At 70.4% G+C, this 19,337-nt stretch carries 23 protein-coding genes; 9 read left to right on the top strand and 14 right to left on the bottom strand.

The window, feature by feature from the left end; all coding sequences use genetic code 11:
• Positions 1 to 8 precede the first annotated feature (8 nt).
• Positions 9 to 1,514, bottom strand: coding sequence for a tripartite tricarboxylate transporter permease (locus A6B37_RS24685; RefSeq protein ID WP_102772652.1), 1,506 nt, complete (start codon positions 1,512 to 1,514; stop codon positions 9 to 11).
• A gap of 164 nt (positions 1,515 to 1,678) precedes the next feature.
• On the opposite strand from A6B37_RS24685, the gene A6B37_RS24680 reads away from it, so the two are divergent.
• The 5 genes from A6B37_RS24680 (at position 1,679) to A6B37_RS24660 (ending at position 3,824) form a co-directional block, all read left to right on the top strand.
• Positions 1,679 to 1,999: a BON domain-containing protein gene (locus A6B37_RS24680; protein ID WP_111827192.1), complete on the top strand. Its 321-nt coding sequence runs from the start codon at positions 1,679 to 1,681 to the stop codon at positions 1,997 to 1,999.
• Positions 2,000 to 2,054: 55 nt separating this feature from the next.
• Positions 2,055 to 2,330 (top strand): hypothetical protein, encoded by a 276-nt coding sequence (locus A6B37_RS24675; RefSeq protein WP_111827191.1) that lies wholly within the window; start codon positions 2,055 to 2,057, stop codon positions 2,328 to 2,330.
• Between the two features lie 10 nt (positions 2,331 to 2,340).
• Entirely contained in the window at positions 2,341 to 2,850 is a 510-nt protein-coding gene (locus A6B37_RS24670; protein ID WP_111827190.1) for a CinA family protein, read from the top strand.
• Between the two features lie 89 nt (positions 2,851 to 2,939).
• Positions 2,940 to 3,500 (top strand): DUF4142 domain-containing protein, encoded by a 561-nt coding sequence (locus A6B37_RS24665; protein WP_111827189.1) that lies wholly within the window; start codon positions 2,940 to 2,942, stop codon positions 3,498 to 3,500.
• Positions 3,501 to 3,617: 117 nt separating this feature from the next.
• Entirely contained in the window at positions 3,618 to 3,824 is a 207-nt protein-coding gene (locus A6B37_RS24660; RefSeq protein ID WP_308810270.1) for a DNA-3-methyladenine glycosylase, read from the top strand.
• 7 nt (positions 3,825 to 3,831) lie between these two features.
• On the opposite strand, the gene A6B37_RS24655 is transcribed toward A6B37_RS24660, so the two are convergent.
• Complete coding sequence (locus A6B37_RS24655) at positions 3,832 to 4,029, bottom strand: hypothetical protein (RefSeq protein WP_102772658.1); 198 nt, start codon at positions 4,027 to 4,029, stop codon at positions 3,832 to 3,834.
• Positions 4,030 to 4,133: 104 nt separating this feature from the next.
• Between A6B37_RS24655 and A6B37_RS24650 the strand changes: the two genes are divergently transcribed.
• On the top strand, positions 4,134 to 5,219 hold the full coding sequence (locus A6B37_RS24650) for a mechanosensitive ion channel family protein (RefSeq protein ID WP_111827187.1): 1,086 nt from the start codon (positions 4,134 to 4,136) through the stop codon (positions 5,217 to 5,219).
• On the opposite strand, the gene A6B37_RS24645 is transcribed toward A6B37_RS24650, so the two are convergent.
• The 4 genes from A6B37_RS24645 to A6B37_RS24630 form a co-directional block, all read right to left on the bottom strand.
• Positions 5,210 to 5,608 (bottom strand): PRC-barrel domain-containing protein, encoded by a 399-nt coding sequence (locus tag A6B37_RS24645; protein ID WP_102772660.1) that lies wholly within the window; start codon positions 5,606 to 5,608, stop codon positions 5,210 to 5,212. The two genes, A6B37_RS24650 and A6B37_RS24645, sit on opposite strands and share 10 nt — an antisense overlap.
• Positions 5,609 to 5,645: 37 nt before the next feature.
• A complete protein-coding gene (locus A6B37_RS24640) occupies positions 5,646 to 5,975 on the bottom strand; it encodes a four-helix bundle copper-binding protein (RefSeq protein WP_111827186.1) in 330 nt (109 codons plus the stop codon).
• A 105-nt stretch (positions 5,976 to 6,080) separates the two neighbouring features.
• Positions 6,081 to 8,594, bottom strand: a complete 2,514-nt coding sequence (locus A6B37_RS24635; protein ID WP_111827185.1) for a cbb3-type cytochrome c oxidase subunit I — start codon at positions 8,592 to 8,594, stop codon at positions 6,081 to 6,083.
• Positions 8,591 to 9,568, bottom strand: coding sequence for a c-type cytochrome (locus tag A6B37_RS24630; protein WP_111827184.1), 978 nt, complete (start codon positions 9,566 to 9,568; stop codon positions 8,591 to 8,593). The genes A6B37_RS24635 and A6B37_RS24630 overlap by 4 nt, the downstream gene beginning before the upstream one ends.
• Before the next feature lie 130 nt (positions 9,569 to 9,698).
• On the opposite strand from A6B37_RS24630, the gene A6B37_RS24625 reads away from it, so the two are divergent.
• Together A6B37_RS24625 and A6B37_RS24620 are read left to right on the top strand one after the other, a co-directional pair.
• A complete protein-coding gene (locus tag A6B37_RS24625; RefSeq protein ID WP_111827183.1) occupies positions 9,699 to 10,115 on the top strand; it encodes a c-type cytochrome in 417 nt (138 codons plus the stop codon).
• Positions 10,112 to 10,942, top strand: coding sequence for a c-type cytochrome (locus A6B37_RS24620; RefSeq protein ID WP_111827182.1), 831 nt, complete (start codon positions 10,112 to 10,114; stop codon positions 10,940 to 10,942). Before A6B37_RS24625 ends, A6B37_RS24620 begins: the two co-directional genes overlap by 4 nt.
• On the opposite strand, the gene A6B37_RS24615 is transcribed toward A6B37_RS24620, so the two are convergent.
• On the bottom strand, positions 10,939 to 11,118 hold the full coding sequence (locus tag A6B37_RS24615; protein ID WP_102772667.1) for a hypothetical protein: 180 nt from the start codon (positions 11,116 to 11,118) through the stop codon (positions 10,939 to 10,941). The genes A6B37_RS24620 and A6B37_RS24615 overlap by 4 nt on opposite strands.
• 92 nt (positions 11,119 to 11,210) lie before the next feature.
• Here A6B37_RS24615 and A6B37_RS24610 point away from each other — a divergent pair, with 92 nt between their 5' ends.
• A complete protein-coding gene (locus tag A6B37_RS24610) occupies positions 11,211 to 11,735 on the top strand; it encodes a YetF domain-containing protein (protein ID WP_111827206.1) in 525 nt (174 codons plus the stop codon).
• Positions 11,736 to 11,802: 67 nt separating this feature from the next.
• On the opposite strand, the gene A6B37_RS24605 is transcribed toward A6B37_RS24610, so the two are convergent.
• The 7 genes from A6B37_RS24605 to A6B37_RS24575 are packed head-to-tail and all read right to left on the bottom strand — an operon-like array spanning position 11,803 to position 19,337.
• The gene (locus A6B37_RS24605; RefSeq protein ID WP_111827181.1) at positions 11,803 to 12,432 is read right to left on the bottom strand and encodes a UdgX family uracil-DNA binding protein; all 630 of its coding nucleotides are present in this window, start codon (positions 12,430 to 12,432) and stop codon (positions 11,803 to 11,805) included.
• A gap of 10 nt (positions 12,433 to 12,442) precedes the next feature.
• Entirely contained in the window at positions 12,443 to 13,480 is a 1,038-nt protein-coding gene (locus A6B37_RS24600; RefSeq protein ID WP_102772871.1) for a UDP-glucuronic acid decarboxylase family protein, read from the bottom strand.
• Positions 13,480 to 14,451 carry a glycosyltransferase family 4 protein gene (locus A6B37_RS24595; RefSeq protein WP_246842569.1) on the bottom strand — a complete coding sequence of 324 codons (972 nt, stop codon included), beginning with the start codon at positions 14,449 to 14,451 and terminating at the stop codon, positions 13,480 to 13,482. The genes A6B37_RS24600 and A6B37_RS24595 overlap by 1 nt, the downstream gene beginning before the upstream one ends.
• Positions 14,448 to 15,509: a glycosyltransferase family 9 protein gene (locus tag A6B37_RS24590; protein WP_111827179.1), complete on the bottom strand. Its 1,062-nt coding sequence runs from the start codon at positions 15,507 to 15,509 to the stop codon at positions 14,448 to 14,450. Before A6B37_RS24590 ends, A6B37_RS24595 begins: the two co-directional genes overlap by 4 nt.
• The gene (locus tag A6B37_RS24585) at positions 15,506 to 16,510 is read right to left on the bottom strand and encodes a glycosyltransferase family A protein (RefSeq protein ID WP_111827178.1); all 1,005 of its coding nucleotides are present in this window, start codon (positions 16,508 to 16,510) and stop codon (positions 15,506 to 15,508) included. Before A6B37_RS24585 ends, A6B37_RS24590 begins: the two co-directional genes overlap by 4 nt.
• Entirely contained in the window at positions 16,507 to 18,243 is a 1,737-nt protein-coding gene (locus tag A6B37_RS24580) for a carbamoyltransferase C-terminal domain-containing protein (RefSeq protein ID WP_111827177.1), read from the bottom strand. Before A6B37_RS24580 ends, A6B37_RS24585 begins: the two co-directional genes overlap by 4 nt.
• Positions 18,231 to 19,337, bottom strand: a complete 1,107-nt coding sequence (locus tag A6B37_RS24575) for a glycosyltransferase family 9 protein (protein WP_111827176.1) — start codon at positions 19,335 to 19,337, stop codon at positions 18,231 to 18,233. Before A6B37_RS24575 ends, A6B37_RS24580 begins: the two co-directional genes overlap by 13 nt.

Here is a 19,337-nt window from a genome sequence, read left to right as displayed (position 1 = left end):
CCGGCGCGTCAATCCTCTTCGACGAAGGCCTCTTGGCGCTTCTTACGGATGTTGGGCAGCGCCACCAGCACCACCAGCACCACCGCCGCTCCCAGCAGCGAGGCCGAAAGCGGCCGTTCCACGAAGGTCAGGAAATCCCCGCGCGACAGCAGCAGCGCGCGGCGGAAGTTCTCTTCCATCATGGGCCCCAGCACCAGGCCCAGCAGCAGCGGCGCGCCTTCGCACTTCAGCTTGCTCCAGACATAGCCCACCACGCCGAAGACCGCCGTCATGTAGAGATCGAAGGTGTTGTAGTTCAGCGAATACACGCCGATGGTGCAGAACACCAGGATGGCCGGAAACAGAATGCGGTAAGGCACTTTCAGCAGTTTGACCCACAGCCCCACCAGCGGCAGGTTCAGCACCACCAGCATCAGGTTGCCGATCCACATCGAGGCGATCAGCCCCCAGAACAGGTCCGGATGGCTGGTCATGACCTGCGGACCGGGCTGGATGTTGTGGATGGTCATGGCCCCGACCATCAGCGCCATGACCGCATTGCCGGGAATGCCCAGCGTCAGCAGCGGAATGAAGGAGGTCTGGGCGCCCGCGTTATTGGCCGACTCCGGTCCCGCCAGGCCGGCCGGATGACCCTTGCCGAAGCGTTCCGGCTCGCGCGAGAGCTTTTTCTCCAGCGTGTAGGACGCGAAGGCCGACAGCACCGAGCCGCCGCCCGGCAGGATGCCCAGCATCGAGCCGACCGCCGTGCCGCGCACGATGGCCGGCGCGGCTTCGCGCATTTCCTGCTTGTTCGGATACAGCGAGCCGACCTTGTCGGTGATCTCGACGCGCTTGTCCTTGAGCTCCAGGTTGTTCATGATTTCCGCGAAACCGAACACCCCCATGGCGACGATGGCGAAGTTGATGCCGTCCTGCAGTTCCGGGATGCCGAAATCGTAGCGGGCGACGCCGGAGTTCACGTCCGTGCCCACCAGGCCCAGCAGCAGGCCCAGCAGGATCATGCAGATCGCCTTGATCAGCGCGCCGGAGGCCAGCACCACGGCGCCGACCAGGCCCAGGCACATCAGCGAGAAGTACTCGGCCGGGCCGAACTTGAACGCGACCTCGGCCAGCGGCGGCGCGAACGCCGCGATCAGCATGGTGGCCACGGTGCCGGCGAAGAAGGAGCCGACGGCGGCCAGCGACAGCGCCGCCCCGCCGCGCCCGTTGCGCGCCATCTGGTGGCCGTCCAGCACGGTGACCACCGCCGATGTCTCGCCTGGCAGGTTGACCAGGATGGCGGTGGTGGACCCGCCATACTGCGTGCCGTAGTAGATGCCGGCCAGCATGATCAGGCCGGCGACCGGCGGCAGCACGTAAGTGATCGGCAGCAGCATGGCGATCGTGGGCACCGGCCCCAGCCCGGGCAGCACGCCCACCAGCGTGCCCAGCACGCAGCCCAGCAGCGCATACAGCAGGTTCTCCGGCGTGAACGCCACGGAGAACCCCTGCATGAGGTGTTCTAGCAATTCCATCCCCGCTCCTTCATTCGCTTAAATCAAGCTGAAAAGATCGTAATACGATATAAAAACCAGAGGAATCCGGGTTTTTCCCAGGCGGCGCCAGGCCACGGGTATGCGAGTTGCTCGCCGGGCGGGCGACGGCAATACGGCCGTCCCTGCACTAAGGAGCGTCACTCATGGTCAGATCATCCCTACTCCAAGGCCTGGGCGCGGCAATGCTGGCCCTGGCGCTGGGCGGCTGCGCGGCCCAGGACGGGCAGCGCAGTACCGGCCAGTACACCGACGACGTCGCCACCACCGCGCGCGTGCGCGAGGCGCTGGTGAAAACGCCCAACCTGAGGTCGAACACCATCCAGGTGGAGACCTACCGCGGCGTGGTCCAGCTCAGCGGCTTCGCCGACAACGAAGACAGCGCGGCATCCGCCGTGGGCGCGGCGCGCGGCGTGGCGGGCGTGAAGGAGATCCGCAACAACATCCAGATACGCAATCCCCAATAGCGCGGCACGGCGCTTGCTGCCTGCGCGATGGACCCAGCCTATCCGGAGACCCGCCATGCCCCGAACGCCCGCCCCCTTCCTGCCAGACCCCGAGATCGAAGAATCCGGCCGGCCCGACCTGGGGCCCAGCGATTCGTCGGACTCGGCCAGCGACCTGCCGCGCGAGCTGGTCCATACCGACAGCGACGCGCAAGGCACGGGCGACCGCGAAAGCGCCAATCCGCGCGACCGCGGCCATGACGGCGCGGACATCGAGACCGACCACGTCACCGACGCGGAGCGCGCCGGCGTGTCGCGCCGCCCGCCCGATCCGGTGCGCAACGGCGGCTAGCGCGGCCGCCATGGATACGATCGAACGCGTCGCCGTCTTCATGCGCGAGCACGCGCTGACGCTGGTTACCGCCGAGTCGTGCACCGCCGGGCTGATCGCGGCCACGCTGGCCGACGTGCCCGGGGCCGGCTCGCTGCTCGATTGCGCGTTCGTGGTCTATACGCCCGAGGCCAAGATGCGCTGCCTGGGCGTATCGGCGCGCACGCTGGCGCGGCACAACCTGACCAGCGAGGCGGTGGCCAGGGAAATGGCGCTGGGCGCCGCGCGGCGCAGCCCGGCGCGGGTGGCCATCTCGAACACCGGCGTCACCGACGGCATAGATGGCGAGATCCCCGCCGGCACGCAGTGCTTCGCGTGGGTATTCAAGGCTGGCGGGGCCGACGCGGCGCCGGCCGTGCGCACCGAAACCCGGCGCTTCGACGGCGGCCGCAACGCCATCCGCGAGGCCAGCGCCCGCTACGCCCTGGTCCGGCTGGCCGAGCACTACGCCGAACTGGTTGGAGCCGCCCCGCCGCGCTGAAGCGCGGACGCCTCCAGGCACAGCGATTGCTGGCCTATCGGCGGCACTCCTGTTCCAACGGCGCACTGCGCCCTCATATGGAGGTTCACATGAAAACCCGCCACCTGACAGCCACTCTTCTCGCCTCGCTGACGCTGGCCGCGGCCCACGCGGCGCAGGCGCAGACCGCGCCCACGGCCCCGCCGACGGCGCCGGAAGCCAGGCTGGACAGCGCCGACCGCGATTTCCTGGAAAACGCGGCCCAGGCCGGCAACCTGGAAATCGCCGGCAGCAAGCTTGCCCTCGAAAAAGCCCGCGACCCGGACGTCAAGGCGTTCGCCCAGAAGATGATCGATGAGCATGGCAAGGCCGGCCAGGAACTGGCCACCCTGGCCAAGAGCAAGGGCTACGACGCCCCGACCGAACCGTCGCTGGTGCAGCAGGCCAAGCTCAAGGCGCTGGGCCTGCGCGACGACAGCTTCGACAAGGCTTACGTCGATGAAATCGGCGTCTCCGCGCACCAGGACGCGGTCAAGGAGTTCGAGGAGGCCTCCAACGAGGCGAAGGATCCGGACGTCAAGCAGTTCGCCACGCAGACCCTGCCGGTCCTCCAGCAGCACCTCGAAGCCGCGCAAGCCCTGCAGCAGCGCTTCAACGCCGCCAAGAAGTAAGCGCCGGTCCGGCCGGACCGCTTCCATGGGGAAGCGCCGGCGCGCGGACAGCGGGCGTGAATGACAACGGGCTAGCCGCGGGACACGTATATGGATCGTGAGGAACTACTGGCACAGATGATCGCCACCCCAGCGGCCGATCGGAGCTTTCATGAATGGCCCGAGGTGCTGGCCAATTACGCCCAGTGCCTGGCGCAGCTCGCCCCCAGGCTGCGGCCCGAGGAGCTGGACAGCCTGGTGCAGGCCGGCGCGGACTTCTATCGCACGCTGGCCCGCGCCGAACAATACCGGCGCACCTCCGTATGGGATGAACCGCCCGGCTGACCGCGGCCTAGAACCTGCGGCGGTAGGCCTGCTGCACATATTGCCTCAGCTCCGCCTCGGTCGAGGACGCTTCAGCCGCCTGCTCCTCCGGGACCAGCAGGCGGCGGGCGGCTTTGAGCGTGCGCTGCGCCCTGCGTTCGCCCTCGCTCAGGTCGACGGCGTCGGCGGCGGGCGGGGCCGTCGCATTGTGCTCAAGTGGGTTCATGGCCATGCTCCGAACGGCGGGAATGCCGCTTTCGTGCGCAACAGCAAGCCGCATGCCCGCCCGCGCCCCGCCCCGGCGGCACGGCGCTTGCTGCGCCGACGGGCATGTACGCAGACTGGCTTTCCGGCATCCCGGCATTTTCCGATCATCCCCTGTTGCGCTGGGCCTTCGCTCTCACGCTGGGCGCGGCGCTGTTCTTCGCGATCGGCGCGGCGCTGCGCCTGCTGCGCGCCCGCCTGCAGCGGCCCGCCGCCAGGCCGCTGATGCGCGCCGTGGCCCAGGTTCTGCAGCGCACCAGCCATTTCGTGTTGCTGGTGATGGCGATACTGATCAGCGCCGAAATCGCCGCCGCGCCCATGCCCTGGAGCGGCCGCAACGCCCAGCACCTGTGGTTCGTGGTGCTGGCCCTGCAGCTCGCGCTGTGGCTGGACCGGGCGGTGGACGTGGGGCTGGAGCAGGCGCTGGCCTCGCGCGGACAGGTCAATACCGTCACGGCCACGCTGTTCCGCTTTCTGCTGCGCACGCTGGTGTGGATCGTCGCCCTGCTGGCCATGCTGGACAACCTCGGGGTCAACATCACCGCGCTGGTGGCCAGCCTGGGCATAGGCGGCGTGGCGGTCGCACTGGCCGTGCAGACCATACTGAGCGACCTGTTCGCGTCGATTTCGATCGGGCTGGACAAGCCCTTCGAGGCGGGCGACTTCATCGTGTTCGGCCAGGTCGCCGGCAGCATCGAGCACGTCGGCCTGAAGACCACCCGCATCCGCAGCCTGGGCGGCGAGCAGATCGTCTGCTCCAACACCGAGCTGCTCAAGCAGACGATCCAGAATTACAAACGCATGCAGCAACGGCGCATCGTCTTTACCGTGCGCGTCACCTACCAGACGGACGTGGAGCGCGCGGCCGCGGTGCCCGGCCTGATACGCGCGCAGATCGAGCGCCAGCCGGACACCCGCTTCGACCGCGCGCACCTGGCGCGCTTCGGCGACAACGCGCTGGAGTATGAAGCCGTCTATTACGTGATGACGGCCGACTACAACCGCTACATGGATATCCAGCAGGAGATCAACCTGGGCATCATGCGCGAGCTGGAGGCCGCGGACATCGCGCTGGCGCTGCCCGAGCGCCTGGTACACATAACGAGGCGGGGCGGCCCCGCCGCCCCGCCGCAACCGCCTGCCTACCAATAGGGGTCCTGCTTGTAGTACTGGTGCAGGTCGCGCGCCCAGCTTTCGTCGGCCATCCTGGGCCAGTTGTCCTTGTCGAAACCCGGCGCGTTCTTCAGCACTTCCTTGTCGACATTGAGGATGAAGCACTTGCGGTCCGTATCCAGCGTCAAGGCGGACCATGGAATGGCGTACAGCTTGTCGCCCATGCCCAGCACCCCGCCGCGCGACAGCACCGCGTAGGCGACGCGGCCGCGCGGCACGTCGATCATGATGTCCTTGATCGAGCCCAGCTCTTCGCCGGCGGCGTTGTACACGTCATTGCCTTCCAGCGTGTCGGCCGCCATGATTTCGGGACCCGGGCCGGTGGCCGATTGCTTGGGACCGCCGACGATATTGGTTTGTTGCTCCATTGCCTTTCTCCTATGCGGGGCCTATCCCCAGGTTGCACTACGCCATCTTTTCGCAGGCCTGCGCGCACTGGCGGCACGCCTGCTCGTATTCGTCCATGCCGTCCAGGCCGGCGCAGCTTTCGGCGCAGGCCTTGCACAGCTGCGCGCAGGCCGCGCAGACGCGGCCGTGCTGCTCGACGCCGATCAGCATGGTGTGGGCGGCCGCGCGGCAGATTTCCGCGCAGGCCATCATCAGCCGGAAGTGATCCGGCTCGACATGGGCGCCGCCGGCCTCCAGGCAGTGCTGCGAGGCCGTCTGCAGACAACTTCGATAGCACTCCAGGCAGCGGCTGATGCACTGCTCCATGTCTACATCGGTACTGGTCATTACGTCCTCCTTGCGATGCGATCGGGTTGCGGACTGCCCCATCCAGCAAACCGCGTGCCCGCGTGCGCGACCGTCGTCGCGAGGCTGCGCAACGCCGCCTGGACGCTAGCCTCCCAGCCGGGGAAAGGCATGCACCAGCGCCAGGGCCAGCAAACCCTGGGCCACGGTGTACAGCCACATGATGGCCGTGTTGTCCAGGCAGGCGGGCCGTTCGGCGCTCAGCCGGCCGGCCCGCGCGCGCGCCAGCGTAAACGCGCCCATCGCCAGCGAAACGATCGCGAACGCCGCCTGCAGGCCGGCCACCGCGTAGACCGACGCGGCGTAGGCCGAGGCCTGCGGCCGCAGGCCGGCGCCCCAATGCGCGTACAGGTCCAGCCCGGCCGAGGCCGCCAGCAGGAGGCCGGCCAGCGGCAGGCTCCAGCCCAGTTGCGCCAGCCTTCCCTTGCGCAGTCCGCGCCGGGCCAGCGCCAGGAATGCGCCGGAGCCCGCCAGCAGCATGGCCGCCAGCCATGCCGAAGCGGCCTCGGGCGGCCTGCCTGCCGGCCCCCACGCTTCGCGGTCGGCCGCCCACAGGAACAGGTAGGCGAAGACCAGTGAAGCGAAGATGCTGGCGCTGACCATGACCAGCATGACCATGGCCCACCAGGAATGCGAGGCGCTGCCGGGGCAGCCCAGCGGCAGCCGCAGGCCGGCGCCCACGTCCACCTCCAGCGGCGCGCCGGTGTCGGCGTCCCACAGCCAGCGCCATAGCGCGGCCACGGCCAGCACGCCGAAGGCCGTGGCCAGCAGCGGCAGCTTGAATGTCAGCAACAGGAAGAAACCGGCCGTGCCCAGCGCGGCCAGCAGCGGCGACCAGGCCGGCCCGGGCAGCGCCAGCACATAGTCGGGCCGCGCGTCCAGCGCGGTGGTCACCAGGGTCGAGCGCAGGCCGGCCGGCGCGTTGGGCAGGAAGTGGTGGCCGGCTTCGACCTCGCGCGCCAGGCCGGGCTGGTCCCACAAGGGTTCGCGGCTGCTGACCAGCGGCACGCTGCGCATGCCGTAGGCCGCGCTGGGCAGCCATTCCAGCGTGCCCGCGCCCCATACGTTGCCGGCGGCCGCCCCCAGCGAGGGCCGGCAGTTGCGCGCCACGTCGACCAGGAACACCAGCACGCCGGCGGCGATCAGGTAGGCGCCCACGGTCGAGGCCAGGTTCAGCAACTCCCATCCCTGACTCTGGGCATAGGTGTAGACGCGCCGCGGCATGCCCGCCAGGCCGGTGAAGTGCATGGGGAAAAACGCCAGGTTGAAGCCGACGAACATGAGCCAGAAGGCCCAGCGCCCCAGGCGTTCCGACAGCGGCCGGACGCTGACGAAAGGCATCCAGTAATAGAACGCCGCGAACAGCGGGAACACCATGCCGCCGAACAGCACATAGTGCAGATGGGCGACGACGAAATAGGTGTCGTGCACCTGCAGGTCGAAGGGGATCACGGCCACCATCACTCCGGTCAGCCCGCCCAGCACGAAGGTGAAGAAAAAGCCCAGGATGAACAGCATGGGCGTCCTGAGCGGGCGCAGGCGCACGGCGGCGGCTATGGTGGCGATCCAGGCGAACACCTGTATGGCGGTCGGCACCGACACCGCCATGCTGGCCGCCGACGCGACATCGAGCAGCAGCTGGGGAATGCCGGTGGCGTACATATGGTGCACCCACAGCCCGAAGCTGAGGAATCCCGTGCCCAGCACGGCCGCCACCACCAGCGGATAGCCCACCAGCCGCGCGCCGGTCATGGCGGGCACGATCATCGACACCATGCCGGAAGCCGGCAGGAAAATGATGTAGACCTCGGGATGGCCGAAGAACCAGAACAGGTGCTGCCACAGCAACGGCTCGCCGCCGCGCTGCGCGATGAAGAACGGCAGGTCGAACGCGCGCTCCAGCTCCAGCAGCGCGGTGGCCACGATCACGGCCGGAAACGCGACGATCACCATGCCGCAGAACACCAGCATCACCCAGGCGTACACCGGCATCTTGTCCAGCGTCATGCCGGGCGCGCGGGTGCGCAGAATGCCCACCGCCAGCTCGATGGCGCCGGCGATCGCCGAGATCTCGATGAAGCCTATGCCCAGCAGCCACAGGTCGGCGTTGAGCGCCGGCGAATACGCCGTGCTGGTCAAGGGCGGATACATGAACCAGCCGCCGTCCGGGGCCAGCCCCACGAATATGCTGCAAAAGAACACCAGGCCGCCGATGGCGTAAGCCCAGTACGCGTAGGCCGACAGGCGCGGGAACGGCAGATCGCGCGCGCCCAGCATGTTGGGCAGCAACAGCACCGCCACGGCCTCGACCGCCGGCACCGCGAACAGGAACATCATCACGGTGCCGTGCATGGTGAACAGCTGGTTGTAGAGCGCGTGTCCGATCAGCGCGTTGTCCGGCACGGCGAGCTGGGTGCGCATCAGCAAGGCCAGCATGCCGGCCAGCAGGAAGAACAGCAGCGCCGTGGCGATATACAGCAGGCCGATGGAAGTGTTGTTCACCACCGTCAGCGCGCGCCAGCCGGTCGGACGCCGCCAGGCGCGCTCCAGCCCCTGCAGTTCGCCGTCCGGGCGCGGCAGCGGATTGGGCGGCGGCCTCATTTCAGGCCGTCCAGGTAGCCGGCCACGGCGCGCAGTTCCGGCCCGCTCAAATGGTCGAAGGCCGGCATGCGGTTGCCGGGCTTGATGTGCTGGCCGCCGGCGATCCAGCCCGCCAGCGCGCCCACGTTGTTGGACAGCGCGCCGGCCGCCAGCATGGGCCGGCTGCCCACGTGGGTCAGGTCCGGCCCCAGCGTCCCGGCCGCCGCCGTGCCGCGCACCGCGTGGCACTGGGCGCAATCGCGCTGGAACACGCGCTCGCCCAGGCGCAGCGCCGGCGCGGCCGCGGCCGCCGGGCGGCGCTGCGCCTGCATCCATTGCTCGAAACGCGCCGGCTCCAGCGCCTGCACCTCGAACCGCATATTGGCGTGCTGGGCGCCGCAGTACTCCGCGCAGAAACCGCGGAACACGCCGGGCTCGGGCGCCAGCACGCGCAGCCGGTTGACGCGCCCGGGCACCAGATCCAGCTTGCCGGCGAGGCTGGGCGCCCAGAAGCTGTGGATCACGTTGTCGGAACGCAGCAGGAACTCCACCGGCACGCCGGCCGGAATCCGGATCTCGTTGGCGGTTTCGAACAGCAGGCCGCCGCCCGCGTCCCGGTAGCGCACGCGCCACCACCACAGTTCGCCCGCCACTTCGATGCGCAGGGCCGGCTCGGGTCCGCGCGCCATGGCGGCGGCCGTCTGCAAGGCGTAGACCAGCAGGGCCGTCAGCGCCGCCGTCGGAAACGCGACGCCGGCGGCCACGATCAGCGCCGGGCGGCCCAACAGACGGCGCGCCCGCGCCGGACCGTACATCGCCAGCCCCAGCAGCAGCGCCGCCGCCACGAAGATCGCCGCGGCGCCCAGGTACAGCACCCAGCCGATTTCGGCCATGCGGGCCGCGTCCTCGCCCTGCGGCTGCAGCACGGAATGGGTCTGCGCCCGGGACGCGGCCGGCAGCGCGACGGCAAGCAGGAAGGCAATGATGGGCGCCATATGAGAAAGCGGAAGTCCGGCCAAGACGCGAGCAGCCGCAGGCGGACGCCGCGCCGCCCGTGCCCAGCACGCGGCGTGCCCGCCGCACGGGGCATAAGACTTGCTGGACGCGCCAGCCAGGAGGCCCGCCGTGCAAGCTCATGCCCGCCCCATCGCCGCGCTCTTGGGCGCCGCCGCCCTCGCGCTGCTGGCCGGGTGCGAGGACGGACGTCCGCCGCTGGCGCGGGCCGGCCCCGCCGCGGCGCAGGCCGACCCGGCGCGCGGCCGCGGCCTGGTGGCCGCGCGCGGCTGCGTCGCCTGCCACACGGTCCCTGGCGTGCGCGGGCCGCGCTCGAACGTCGGGCCGCCGCTGGAGGACCTGGCGCGGCGCGCCTATCTGGGCGGCGCGCTGCCCAACACGCCGGCCAATCTGGCGCGCTGGCTGCTGGACCCGCCCGCCTTCAACCCGGGCACCGCCATGCCCGACATGGATCTGACGCCGGCCGAGGCCGCGGACATCGCCGCGTTTCTGCTGGCCCCCGCCTCATCCGGGGGACGCGCGCCATGAAAAACTGGAAAGTCGCCGCCCTGACCGTGCTGGCCGGCGCCGCCGGCGGGGCCGGTCTGGGCGCGGCCGCCGTCTATTGGGGCTGGTACGACGTCAGCGCCACCGCCTCGCACACCATCGCCGTGCACCGCCTGCTCGACGTTGCCCAGGTACAGGCGGTGCGGCGGCGCGCGGCGGACATCGAAGTCCCCGATCTGGACGATCCGGTCCGCGCGCGCAACGGCCTGGCGCTCTACCAGGCCCATTGCGTGCAGTGCCACGGCGCGCCGGGCGTCGCGCCCGAGCCCTATGCGCTGGGACTGAACCCGGCTCCCGCCGCGCTGGTCGGCAGCGCGCGCGAGCGCCCTGCCGCCGACATTTACTGGATCGTGCGCGAAGGCATCCGGATGACCGGCATGCCGGCCTGGCGCTACCGCCTGACGGATGCCGAAATCTGGGACGTGGTGGCGTTCATGCGCGTGCTGCCGGCGCTGTCGCCGCGCGACTACCGGGCGCAGGCCGACGCCGCCGGTCCGACGGCGCGCCCGCAAGCGGTCGCGCCACGCGTGGGCGACGCCGCGGCCGGACGCGACGCATTGCAGCAATACCTATGCGCCACCTGCCACGCCATACCCGGCGTGGCGGGCGCCAACCATGACGTGGGACCGCCGCTGGCCGGCATCGCCAGCCGCCCCTACATCGCCGGGACCCTGCCCAACACGCAGGCCAATATGCAGCGCTGGCTGCTTGCGCCGGACAGCATCAAGCCCGGGTCGGCCATGCCGGACCTGGGCCTGAGCGAGCAGGACGCGCGCGATATCGCGGCGTTTCTCGATACGCTGCGCTAGCTTCTGCTGCGCGCGCCGCCGCCGCGGTTGCGCTGGCTCTGCTGGTCCTGGCCGGTGCCGACCTGGCTGACATGGCCTTCCTTCTTGGTCCGGTTCTGCACGTCGCGGTGGCTGGCCTGGGTTTCGCGCGCGGTGTCGTCGGCCGACGGATTGGGCTTGCTGTCTTTGGGTTTCATGGCGGACTTCCTCGGATATGCCGGATGGTGTCCAGGCAGCAAGCCCCATGCCCGCAAGCCCCGTCCGGCACGGCGCTTGCTTGGGCTGCGCCATGGACAAGTTCATCGAAATCTTCGCGCTGCAGGCCGGCTTCGCCGAAATGCTGATACGCGGCACCACGATGTACTGGGTGCTTTACGCCTTGTTGCGCATTTCCGGCAGGCGCGACCTGGGTTCTCTGGGCATGGCCGACATGCTGGTGCTGGTGCTGGTGGCCGACGCCGCCGGCAACGCCATGTCGGGAGATTCCTACTCCATGGGCGACGGCATCATCGTGGTCGCCACCATCGTGGGCTGGAGCTATCTGCTGGACCGTCTCAGCTATTACATCCCACCGTTGCGCCGCCTGCTCGAACCGCAGCGGGTCTGCCTGGTGAAATCCGGCCGCGTACTGGCCAGCGGCCTGAAGCGCGAACACGTCACGCGCAGCGAACTGATGGAGCAATTGCGCCTCAAGGGCGTGGCCAGCCTGTCGGAGGTCCACCGGGCGTATCTGGAGACCACCGGCGAATTCAGCGTGATCCGCGCGTCCGACGCCAACAAGGGAGGCGCCTCCACGCTGGAGGAGGACGACTGAGCGGCGCAGATATTCCACCCTGTCGGTACTTTTTTCCGAATGCCGCGGATTTCCGCCGGACCGGACGCTAGCCGCCGGCCAGCTTCCTGGCGCGGACCAGCGCGTCCACGATGGTCCGGTACACGGCCTGGCGGCCCTGCTCGTCCGGATTGCGCAACGCGTACGAGGGATGGTAGGACGCCAGCACCGGTATGCCATCGCGCGCCAGCGTGCGGCCCAGCGCCGCCGCCAGGGTCTGGCCGCGGTCGCGCACCACGGCGCCCAGCGCGGTCGCCCCCAGGGCCACGATGACGCGCGGCCGGACGGTTTCGAGTTCCTTGTCCAGCCAGTAGGCGCAGGCCTGGATCTCGGCCTGCGCCGGCGTCTTGTGCATGCGGCGCTTGCCGCGCAGTTGCCATTTGAAATGCTTGACCGCGTTGGTCAGGTAGACCGCTTCGCGCGCCACGCCCGCCTGTTCCAGGGCCCGGTCCAGCAACGCGCCGGCCGGTCCGACGAACGGCAGGCCGGCCAGGTCTTCCTTGTCGCCCGGCTGTTCGCCCACCAGCATGATGGCGGCGCGGCGCGCGCCGGCCCCGGGCACGGGCTGGGTGGCGTTGCGCCACAGCCCGCAGCGCCGGCAGGCCTTCAGCGTTCTGGGGCGCTGCTGCGGGTCGACGTCGTCGGGCCCCGGTTCGGGCGGCGGTCTGGAAGCGGCCATGCGCCTGCCCCTAGCGGCGCGCCAGGGAACCAGGCGCGTACAGCTGCCGCCACGCCGCCGTGTCCGGCGGCCGGCGGCGCGCGCGCGCCGTCAGCTCCCGTTCCGCGCTGAAGTACGCCACCGTGCGCGCGATGCCCTCGGCCGGGTCGACGCGCGGCCACCAGCCCAGGCAGCGCCGCGCCAGCGAAATGTCCGGGCAGCGCTGGGTCGGATCGTCCACCGGCAGGTTGCGGTGCACCAGCGGCACCTGCGCGCCGGTCAGCACGCGCACCATGTCCGCCATCTGCAGCATGGTCAGTTCGGCCGGATTGCCCAGGTTGACCGGCCGCGCCATCTCGGCCGGGCTTTCCATCAGCCGCACCAGGCCGTCGATCAGGTCGTCCACATAGCAGAAGGAGCGCGTCTGCGTGCCGTCGCCATAGATGGTCAGCGGCTGGCCGGCCAGCGCCTGCATGATGAAGTTGGACACCACGCGGCCGTCGTCCGGCGCCATGCGCGGACCGTAGGTGTTGAAGATGCGCGCGATCTTCACGACCACGCCTTCGTGGCGCGCGTACTCCATGAAAATGGTCTCGGCGCAGCGCTTGCCCTCGTCGTAGCAGGAACGCGGCCCGATCGGGTTGACGTGGCCCCAGTAGCCCTCGCGCTGCGGATGCTCCAGCGGGTCGCCATAGACCTCGCTGGTCGAGGCCTGCAGCACGCGGGCGCCGCAGCGCCGCGCCAGCTCCAGCAGCTGCATGGAGCCCAGCACGCAGGTACGCAGCGTTTTCAGCGGATCGGCCTGGTAGTGGACCGGCGAGGCCGGGCATGCGAGGTTGTAGATCCGGTCGACTTCGATGCCGGCCAGCGGTTCGACCACGTCATGCCGCAGGCACGAAAAGCGCGGCTGGTCGGCGAAGCCGGCCAGGTTGCGCGCCCGCCCCGTCTGGAAATTGTCCACGCACACCACTTCCCAGCCGTCGGCAAGCAGGCGGGCGCAAAGGTTCGAGCCCAGAAAGCCGGCTCCGCCGGCGACCAGCGCGCGGCCGGTCCGTACAGTATCGTCCATCATGCAGCCTCCAGGATCGTATCGAAGACGTCCACCCAGTCGGACACGAATCGTTCCATGCCGAATCGCGCCAGCGCGGTCTCGCGGCCCCGGGCGCCCCACTGCCGCGCCAGTTCTGGCTGCTCCAGCAGCGCGCGCGCCGCCTGCGCCAGCCGCTCGGGACGGGTGTCCACGTAGCCGTTCTCCCCGCTTCTGATGACGGTGGGCAGTTCCGTCGCGGCGAAGCCCACCACCGGCACGCCGCAAAGCATGGCTTCCACCAGCGACAGCCCCAGGCTGGCGTAGCGGATCGGGCTGAAGAAATACCGGTAGCGCGCCATGAAGGCGCCGACTTCCATATTGGGCACCTCGCCCAGGCCGCCCAGTTCCTCCGCCCCCATGCCGATCAGGTCCAGCGGCGTGCGCGCGCGCATGTCCTCGAACAGGTCCAGCCCGATGCGCCTGCCGCGCCGCGCCAGATGGTTGATGGCGACGACGCCGCGCGCCAGCGAACCGTCGTAGTGCGCCGCGGGCGGCGGCACGCCGTGCTCGACCACGTGCACCGGCATGTCGCCGCAGTCCCACATCGCCGCGTTGTACGGGGTGACGTGCACGATCAGGCCGCGCGCGTGGCGAAACGGATGCACGCTGTCGGTGGGATGCGGGGCCGGCGGATTGTGCTCCAGATACGCGCAGGGCAAGGCGCGCTGCTCGTCGTCCAGCAGCAGCCGGGCGTCGTCCAGGTTCTGGCGCGACTGGTACAGCACGCAGTCGAAGCGCAGCGAGCGCAGGTCCTGCGCGGGCACCTGGACCACGTTGCCGGTCCACGGGATGCGCCGGCCCAGTTCGCCATAGCCCGGCGGGCCGCCGGGCAGCCCCGGCACGATGAAATCGTGCGGCACGTGGCCCAGCGCATACAGGTAATTGCCATGCACGTGCCAGGTCAGGATGCGCAGGCGGCGCGCGGCGCGCGGCGTTGTTGTCGGCATCATGGTTCAACCCTTCCCAGTTGCGCCCGCGCGCAGGCCAGCACCTGCGGCACGCTCACGGCCAGGGCGCAGGGATGGCCGATCGGACAGGTTTCGTAGGCGCACGGCCGGCAAGGCGCGTCGGCCGCCAGCACCGCGTGGCGGCGCCGGTCCAGCGGCGCCCAGCGCGCCGCGTCGCTGCCGCAGGCGATCACCACGCTGCGCGCGCCGACCGCGGCGGCCACGTGCGAGATGCCGGTGTCGTTGCACACCAGCAGACGGCAGCCGGCCACCAGCGCGGCCAGGCCGCCCAGCGCGGTCGCGCCGCAAAGATCGGCCAGCGGCACGCCCGCCCGCCGCCGCAGTTCGGCGGTCATGCCGCGTTCGGCCTCGGTTCCGGTCAGCGCGACCTGCCAGCCCTGCCCGGCCAGCGCCTGCGCGACCTGCGCATAGCGCTCCAGCGGCCAGCGCCGCGACGGCAGGCGCGCGCCCACGTGCATCAGCACCAGCCTGGCCGGGTCCAGCGCGTGCTCGCGCAGCAGGCGCCGCGCCTCGTTCCGGTCGGCTTCGCCGATGGGAAACTCCAGGCCGTCGTCCTCGGCCGGCAGGCCCAGATGGCGCAGCAGCGCCAGATAGCGCCGCGGCTCGGGCAGGCCGTCGGGCCAGGCCAGACGCTGGCCGGGGATCTCGGCGGCGGCCTCGGCCACGAAGCCGCCCCAGCGGCGCGCGCCCAGGCGTTCGACCAGCGGATTGGAGCGCGCGCCGCTGCCATGCATCTGCAGGGCCACGTCGTAGCCGCTGCGGCTCATGCGGCGAAAGAACGCCGGCAGCGCCTGCGGCCGCGCCGGCTGCTCGGGAAACGCCGGGATGCCGGGGAACTCGATCAGTTCGTCCACATAGGCGTGGAAGCGCGCGCAGAAGTCGCGCGCGCCGGGCAGCCCCACCAGCGCGACGTGCGCGTGCGGAAATGCGCGCCGCAGCGCGCGCAGGGCGGGCACCGCGCACAACATGTCACCCAGCTGCAGCGCGCGGAACACCGCGATGCTGGCCGGCGGAGAGGCGGGATCGAGCAGCGGCGTCATGCGCGCCTCCCGGCGCTGCGCACGCCCGCGTAGCGGACCCAGCCCACGCAGCGCCACCAGATCGACAAGAGCGGAATGCAGGCCGACGTCACGGCCAGGTCGATCACCTCGCGCACGCCGCGGCGCGTGCCGCGCAGGCGGCGGACAAAGAAATTCACGCTCAGCCCGGCCCACAGCACCGCCGCCGCCAGCGCGGCCTGCGCATGGCCCAGCGCGGCCAGCGCCACGGCCGAAACAAAGGCCGCCGCCACCACTAGGTAATAGCGCCAGGCCGTCGAACGGATGCGGCGCCGGTACAGCGACGGATACTTGCGGCGCAGCAGCATGTCGTACATGGCCTTCTTCTGCATGCCCAGCCCGGCCGCGAAACGCTGGCCGCGCAGCGGATGCAGCACCCGCGCGCGCGGCTCGCGCCGCACCTTCAGGCCGTGGTCCAGCAAGGCGAAATGCAGGTCGGAGTCTTCGCGCCAGGCCATGGCGTAGCGCGGATCGAAGCCGCCCACGGCCAGCAGCGCCGAACGCCGCACGAAGCAATTGGCGGTGATGAATTCGGAACGGGTCAGGCCGGCCGCGTCGCGTTCGTAGTCGCTGGGCGGGTCGGGGATGGGCATCTCGGTGGCGCCGGCCACGGCCGCAAGCTGCGGCGCCAGCGCGCGCACGCCGTTGCCCAGCCATTCCGGCTCGGGGATGGTGTCGTCGTCGGTGAACGCGATGATCTCCGCCTTGGCGCTGCGCCAGCCCAGGTTGCGCGCGCCGGCCGGGCCGCGCGTGCCGGTCACGGGCAGGTAGCGCAGCGCCGGCCGGTTGCCCCAGGCCTGCCGCAGTTCGCCGACCTGGCGCTCGGTGGCGCTGCTGGCCGCGTCGTCGCACACCAGCACTTCGTAGTCGTCGAGGCAGTAGCATTGGCGCGCCAGGGCCTCCAGGCAGCGCGCCAGCAGGTCCGGCCGCTTGTACGTGGGCACGACGACCGATACCAGGGGCTGGGCGGGGACGCGGTTCATCGGGGTTTCTCGATCAGGTAGGGGCCGATGACCAGCGCGTCCAGCGGCGAGGTCCAGAAGCATTCGACGGCGTCGCGCGGCGTGCAGACCACGGGCTCGCCGCGGGTGTTGAACGAGGTGTTGACCAGCACCGGCACGCCGGTCAGCCGCTCAAACGCGGCCAGCAGGTCGTAGTAGCGCGGGTTCTGGTCGCGCCGCACCGTCTGCACCCGCGCGGTGCCGTCTATGTGCCGCACCGCCGGAATCTGCTGCGCCCGGTGCGCCAGCACGTCATAGACGAACAGCATGAACGGCGCGCAGATCGAGCCGCCGCGGCCGTCGAACCACTCGGCCGCGCGCTCTTCCATCACCACCGGCGCGACCGGGCGGAAGTCCTCGCGGTCCTTCAGCCCGTTGAGCCGCGCCTGCATGGCGCCGTCCAGCGGCGAGGCCAGGATGGAGCGCGCGCCCAGCGCGCGCGGCCCGAACTCCATGCGCCCCTGGAACCACCCCAGGATCTTCTCCTGCGCGAGCAGGGCCGCGGCCTCGCCGGCCACGTCGTCCAGCCGCCGGAAGTCCAGGCGCGACGCATACAGGAAGCGCTCGATCTCCTCGTCCGGATAGGACGGACCCAGGTACGCGTGCTCCATGGTCCATTCACGCTTGCCGCCGCGCCGGTGGTAGTCCACGTACAGGGCCGCGCCCAGCGCGGTGCCGGCGTCTCCCGCGGCCGGCTGCACCCAGACGCTGTCGAACGGGCCGTCGCGCGCGATGCGCGCGTTCATGACGCAGTTCAGCGCCACCCCGCCCGCCATGCTCAGGTTGGCCGCGCCGGTCTTTTCGTGCAGCCACTGGACCATGTGCAGCGCGGTTTCCTCCAGCACGTACTGCAGCGAACTGGCGATGTTCTTGTGGCGCTCTTCGAAGGGCGCGCCGCGCCGCCGCGGCGGGCCGAAGCGCTCGGCCAGGCGCGCCGGATGCAGCGAGTAGCCGCCCTCTTCCTCCAGCTGCAGGATCTCGCGGAACTCCTTGCGCAGCGTCGGCTTGCCGAAAGAGGCCAGCGCCATCACCTTGTACTCGTCGCTGGAGTGCAGAAAGCCGAGATAGCTGGTGACCTCTTCGTACAGCAGGCCGAGCGAATGCGGCAGATCGATCTGCTTGAGCCGCGCGTACTCGCCGTTGCTGAAATTGCCGTAGCTGGTGGTCGTGCGCTCGCCGCGGCCATCCATGGTCAGCACCGCGGACTCGGCGCAGGGCGCGGCCAGGAAGGCGCTGGCCTCATGCGACAGGTGATGGTCCAGGTAGACCCAGCGGTCCATGATGTGCTGCAGCGTCAGGCCGTCGAAGCGAGGCGATTTCAGGTGATGGGGCGCGCCGTCGAGCAGCTGGCGCGGCGCGTTCACCAGGTACGACAGGAACAGCGGGTCCCAGGGCGATTTGCCTTCCTCGCCCGCGCCGGCGCGCGACGGCTCCAGCGGCAGGCTGATGTCCGCGCCGGGCGGCAGGCCTTCGGCCAGCAGCGCCGGATCGTAGGAATACACGATGTGATCCACGTCGCGCAGGTTGATGTGGGCCGCCGACAGGCAGTAGTCGATGGCGTAGTACGGCAGCTGCCAGGTGGTGAAGGGAACCGGGCGCTTGCCGTGCTTGACCCGGGTGAAGCGCTCTTCCTCGGCCGCCGCCAGCACGACGCCGTCGGCGACCAGCGCCGCGGCGCAATCGTGGTAGGCCGCGTTGATGCCTAAAGTGAACATGGGAATTCCTCCTGGGCGGCGCGCGCCCTGCCGGTCGCGGCCATCAGTTCGCGCGCCGCCTCGGCGACGCTGGACGGCTCGACGCCCGCCAGGCAGGCCTGGTGGCCTTCGGGGCAGACGCTGCGATAGCAGTACTTGCAAGGCACGTCACGGTTGAGCACCCGGGCGGGGGTCTGCCAGGGCGTGTGCTGCGGATTGGTCAGGGCGTACAGGTCCACAACGGGCACGCCCAGCGCGGCCGCGACGTGCGCCGGACCGCTGTTGTTGCAGATCAGCACGGCGGCCGCCTCCAGCGCCGCGCCCAGTTCGCCCAGCGTGAGGCGGCCGGACAGGTCGATCAGGCCGGGCAGCAGGCGGCGCGCGTGCGCCAGCGCATCCTCCAGCGCCGGGTCCTCGTGCCCGCCCAGCAGCAGCACGCGGCGGCCTTCGGCGCGCAGGCCGACCAGCGCCTGCATCATCTGCTGCGCGGGGTAGCGCCGCGATGCGGCGCTGGCCCCGGCATGCGCGCAGATCCAGCCGCCGGTCTCGGTCACGCCTTCGTGGTCGAGCTTGTGCCGCAGCGATTCGCGATCCTCGGCGCGCACCTGGAACGACATGCGCTGGTCCGCGCAGCGCGCGCCTATGCTGGCGACCAGGTCGAGCTGGCGCCGAACTTCGTGGCGGATGCCGGCCTGCGGCTCGGTCTCGCGCACCCATTCCGTGATCAGGCGGTAGGGATTCTCGCGGCTGTGGGCCAGCACGCGCGGCACGCCGGCCAGATGGCACAGCAGCGCGGCCGGCAGCGCGCTCTGGCTGTAGGCGGTGAAGATCACCGCCGCGTCCGGACGCAGCGCGCGCAGCCGCGCGATCATGCGCTCGTCCTGCTCGCGTCCCTGCGTGTCGTTCTTGATCCAGGCCGCGTCGTAGGCCAGCACGGTGTCCACGTCGGGCAGGTGCGGCTGCAGCCGCGCCCCCGCCGTGGAAGTCAGCAGCGACAGGCGGCGCGCGCCGCTTTGCTTGAGCGCGCGCAGCGCGGGGCTGCACATCAGCACGTCGCCCATATTGTCCAGCCGCACGCACAGCACGTGCGGACATTCGCTCCAGTCCCAGGCCAT

Source organism: Achromobacter sp. HZ01 (assembly GCF_003267925.1).
GTDB classification, from domain to species: domain Bacteria; phylum Pseudomonadota; class Gammaproteobacteria; order Burkholderiales; family Burkholderiaceae_B; genus Achromobacter; species Achromobacter pulmonis_A.
Note: the sequence above shows the minus strand (reverse complement) of the source record. Positions and strands in the feature narration are given on the sequence as shown.

What these genes read in the sequence shown, in the direction of transcription:
- A6B37_RS24685 (WP_102772652.1), bottom strand. Translation starts at nt 1,514, where the DNA reads ATGGAATTGCTAGAACACCTCATGCAGGGGTTCTCCGTGGCGTTCACG.
- A6B37_RS24680 (WP_111827192.1), top strand. Translation starts at nt 1,679, where the DNA reads ATGGTCAGATCATCCCTACTCCAAGGCCTGGGCGCGGCAATGCTGGCC.
- A6B37_RS24675 (WP_111827191.1), top strand. Translation starts at nt 2,055, where the DNA reads ATGCCCCGAACGCCCGCCCCCTTCCTGCCAGACCCCGAGATCGAAGAA.
- A6B37_RS24670 (WP_111827190.1), top strand. Translation starts at nt 2,341, where the DNA reads ATGGATACGATCGAACGCGTCGCCGTCTTCATGCGCGAGCACGCGCTG.
- A6B37_RS24665 (WP_111827189.1), top strand. Translation starts at nt 2,940, where the DNA reads ATGAAAACCCGCCACCTGACAGCCACTCTTCTCGCCTCGCTGACGCTG.
- A6B37_RS24660 (WP_308810270.1), top strand. Translation starts at nt 3,618, where the DNA reads ATGATCGCCACCCCAGCGGCCGATCGGAGCTTTCATGAATGGCCCGAG.
- A6B37_RS24655 (WP_102772658.1), bottom strand. Translation starts at nt 4,029, where the DNA reads ATGAACCCACTTGAGCACAATGCGACGGCCCCGCCCGCCGCCGACGCC.
- A6B37_RS24650 (WP_111827187.1), top strand. Translation starts at nt 4,134, where the DNA reads ATGTACGCAGACTGGCTTTCCGGCATCCCGGCATTTTCCGATCATCCC.
- A6B37_RS24645 (WP_102772660.1), bottom strand. Translation starts at nt 5,608, where the DNA reads ATGGAGCAACAAACCAATATCGTCGGCGGTCCCAAGCAATCGGCCACC.
- A6B37_RS24640 (WP_111827186.1), bottom strand. Translation starts at nt 5,975, where the DNA reads ATGACCAGTACCGATGTAGACATGGAGCAGTGCATCAGCCGCTGCCTG.
- A6B37_RS24635 (WP_111827185.1), bottom strand. Translation starts at nt 8,594, where the DNA reads ATGAGGCCGCCGCCCAATCCGCTGCCGCGCCCGGACGGCGAACTGCAG.
- A6B37_RS24630 (WP_111827184.1), bottom strand. Translation starts at nt 9,568, where the DNA reads ATGGCGCCCATCATTGCCTTCCTGCTTGCCGTCGCGCTGCCGGCCGCG.
- A6B37_RS24620 (WP_111827182.1), top strand. Translation starts at nt 10,112, where the DNA reads ATGAAAAACTGGAAAGTCGCCGCCCTGACCGTGCTGGCCGGCGCCGCC.
- A6B37_RS24615 (WP_102772667.1), bottom strand. Translation starts at nt 11,118, where the DNA reads ATGAAACCCAAAGACAGCAAGCCCAATCCGTCGGCCGACGACACCGCG.
- A6B37_RS24610 (WP_111827206.1), top strand. Translation starts at nt 11,211, where the DNA reads ATGGACAAGTTCATCGAAATCTTCGCGCTGCAGGCCGGCTTCGCCGAA.
- A6B37_RS24605 (WP_111827181.1), bottom strand. Translation starts at nt 12,432, where the DNA reads ATGGCCGCTTCCAGACCGCCGCCCGAACCGGGGCCCGACGACGTCGAC.
- A6B37_RS24600 (WP_102772871.1), bottom strand. Translation starts at nt 13,480, where the DNA reads ATGGACGATACTGTACGGACCGGCCGCGCGCTGGTCGCCGGCGGAGCC.
- A6B37_RS24595 (WP_246842569.1), bottom strand. Translation starts at nt 14,451, where the DNA reads ATGATGCCGACAACAACGCCGCGCGCCGCGCGCCGCCTGCGCATCCTG.
- A6B37_RS24590 (WP_111827179.1), bottom strand. Translation starts at nt 15,509, where the DNA reads ATGACGCCGCTGCTCGATCCCGCCTCTCCGCCGGCCAGCATCGCGGTG.
- A6B37_RS24585 (WP_111827178.1), bottom strand. Translation starts at nt 16,510, where the DNA reads ATGAACCGCGTCCCCGCCCAGCCCCTGGTATCGGTCGTCGTGCCCACG.
- A6B37_RS24580 (WP_111827177.1), bottom strand. Translation starts at nt 18,243, where the DNA reads ATGTTCACTTTAGGCATCAACGCGGCCTACCACGATTGCGCCGCGGCG.
- A6B37_RS24575 (WP_111827176.1), bottom strand. Translation starts at nt 19,337, where the DNA reads ATGGCCTGGGACTGGAGCGAATGTCCGCACGTGCTGTGCGTGCGGCTG.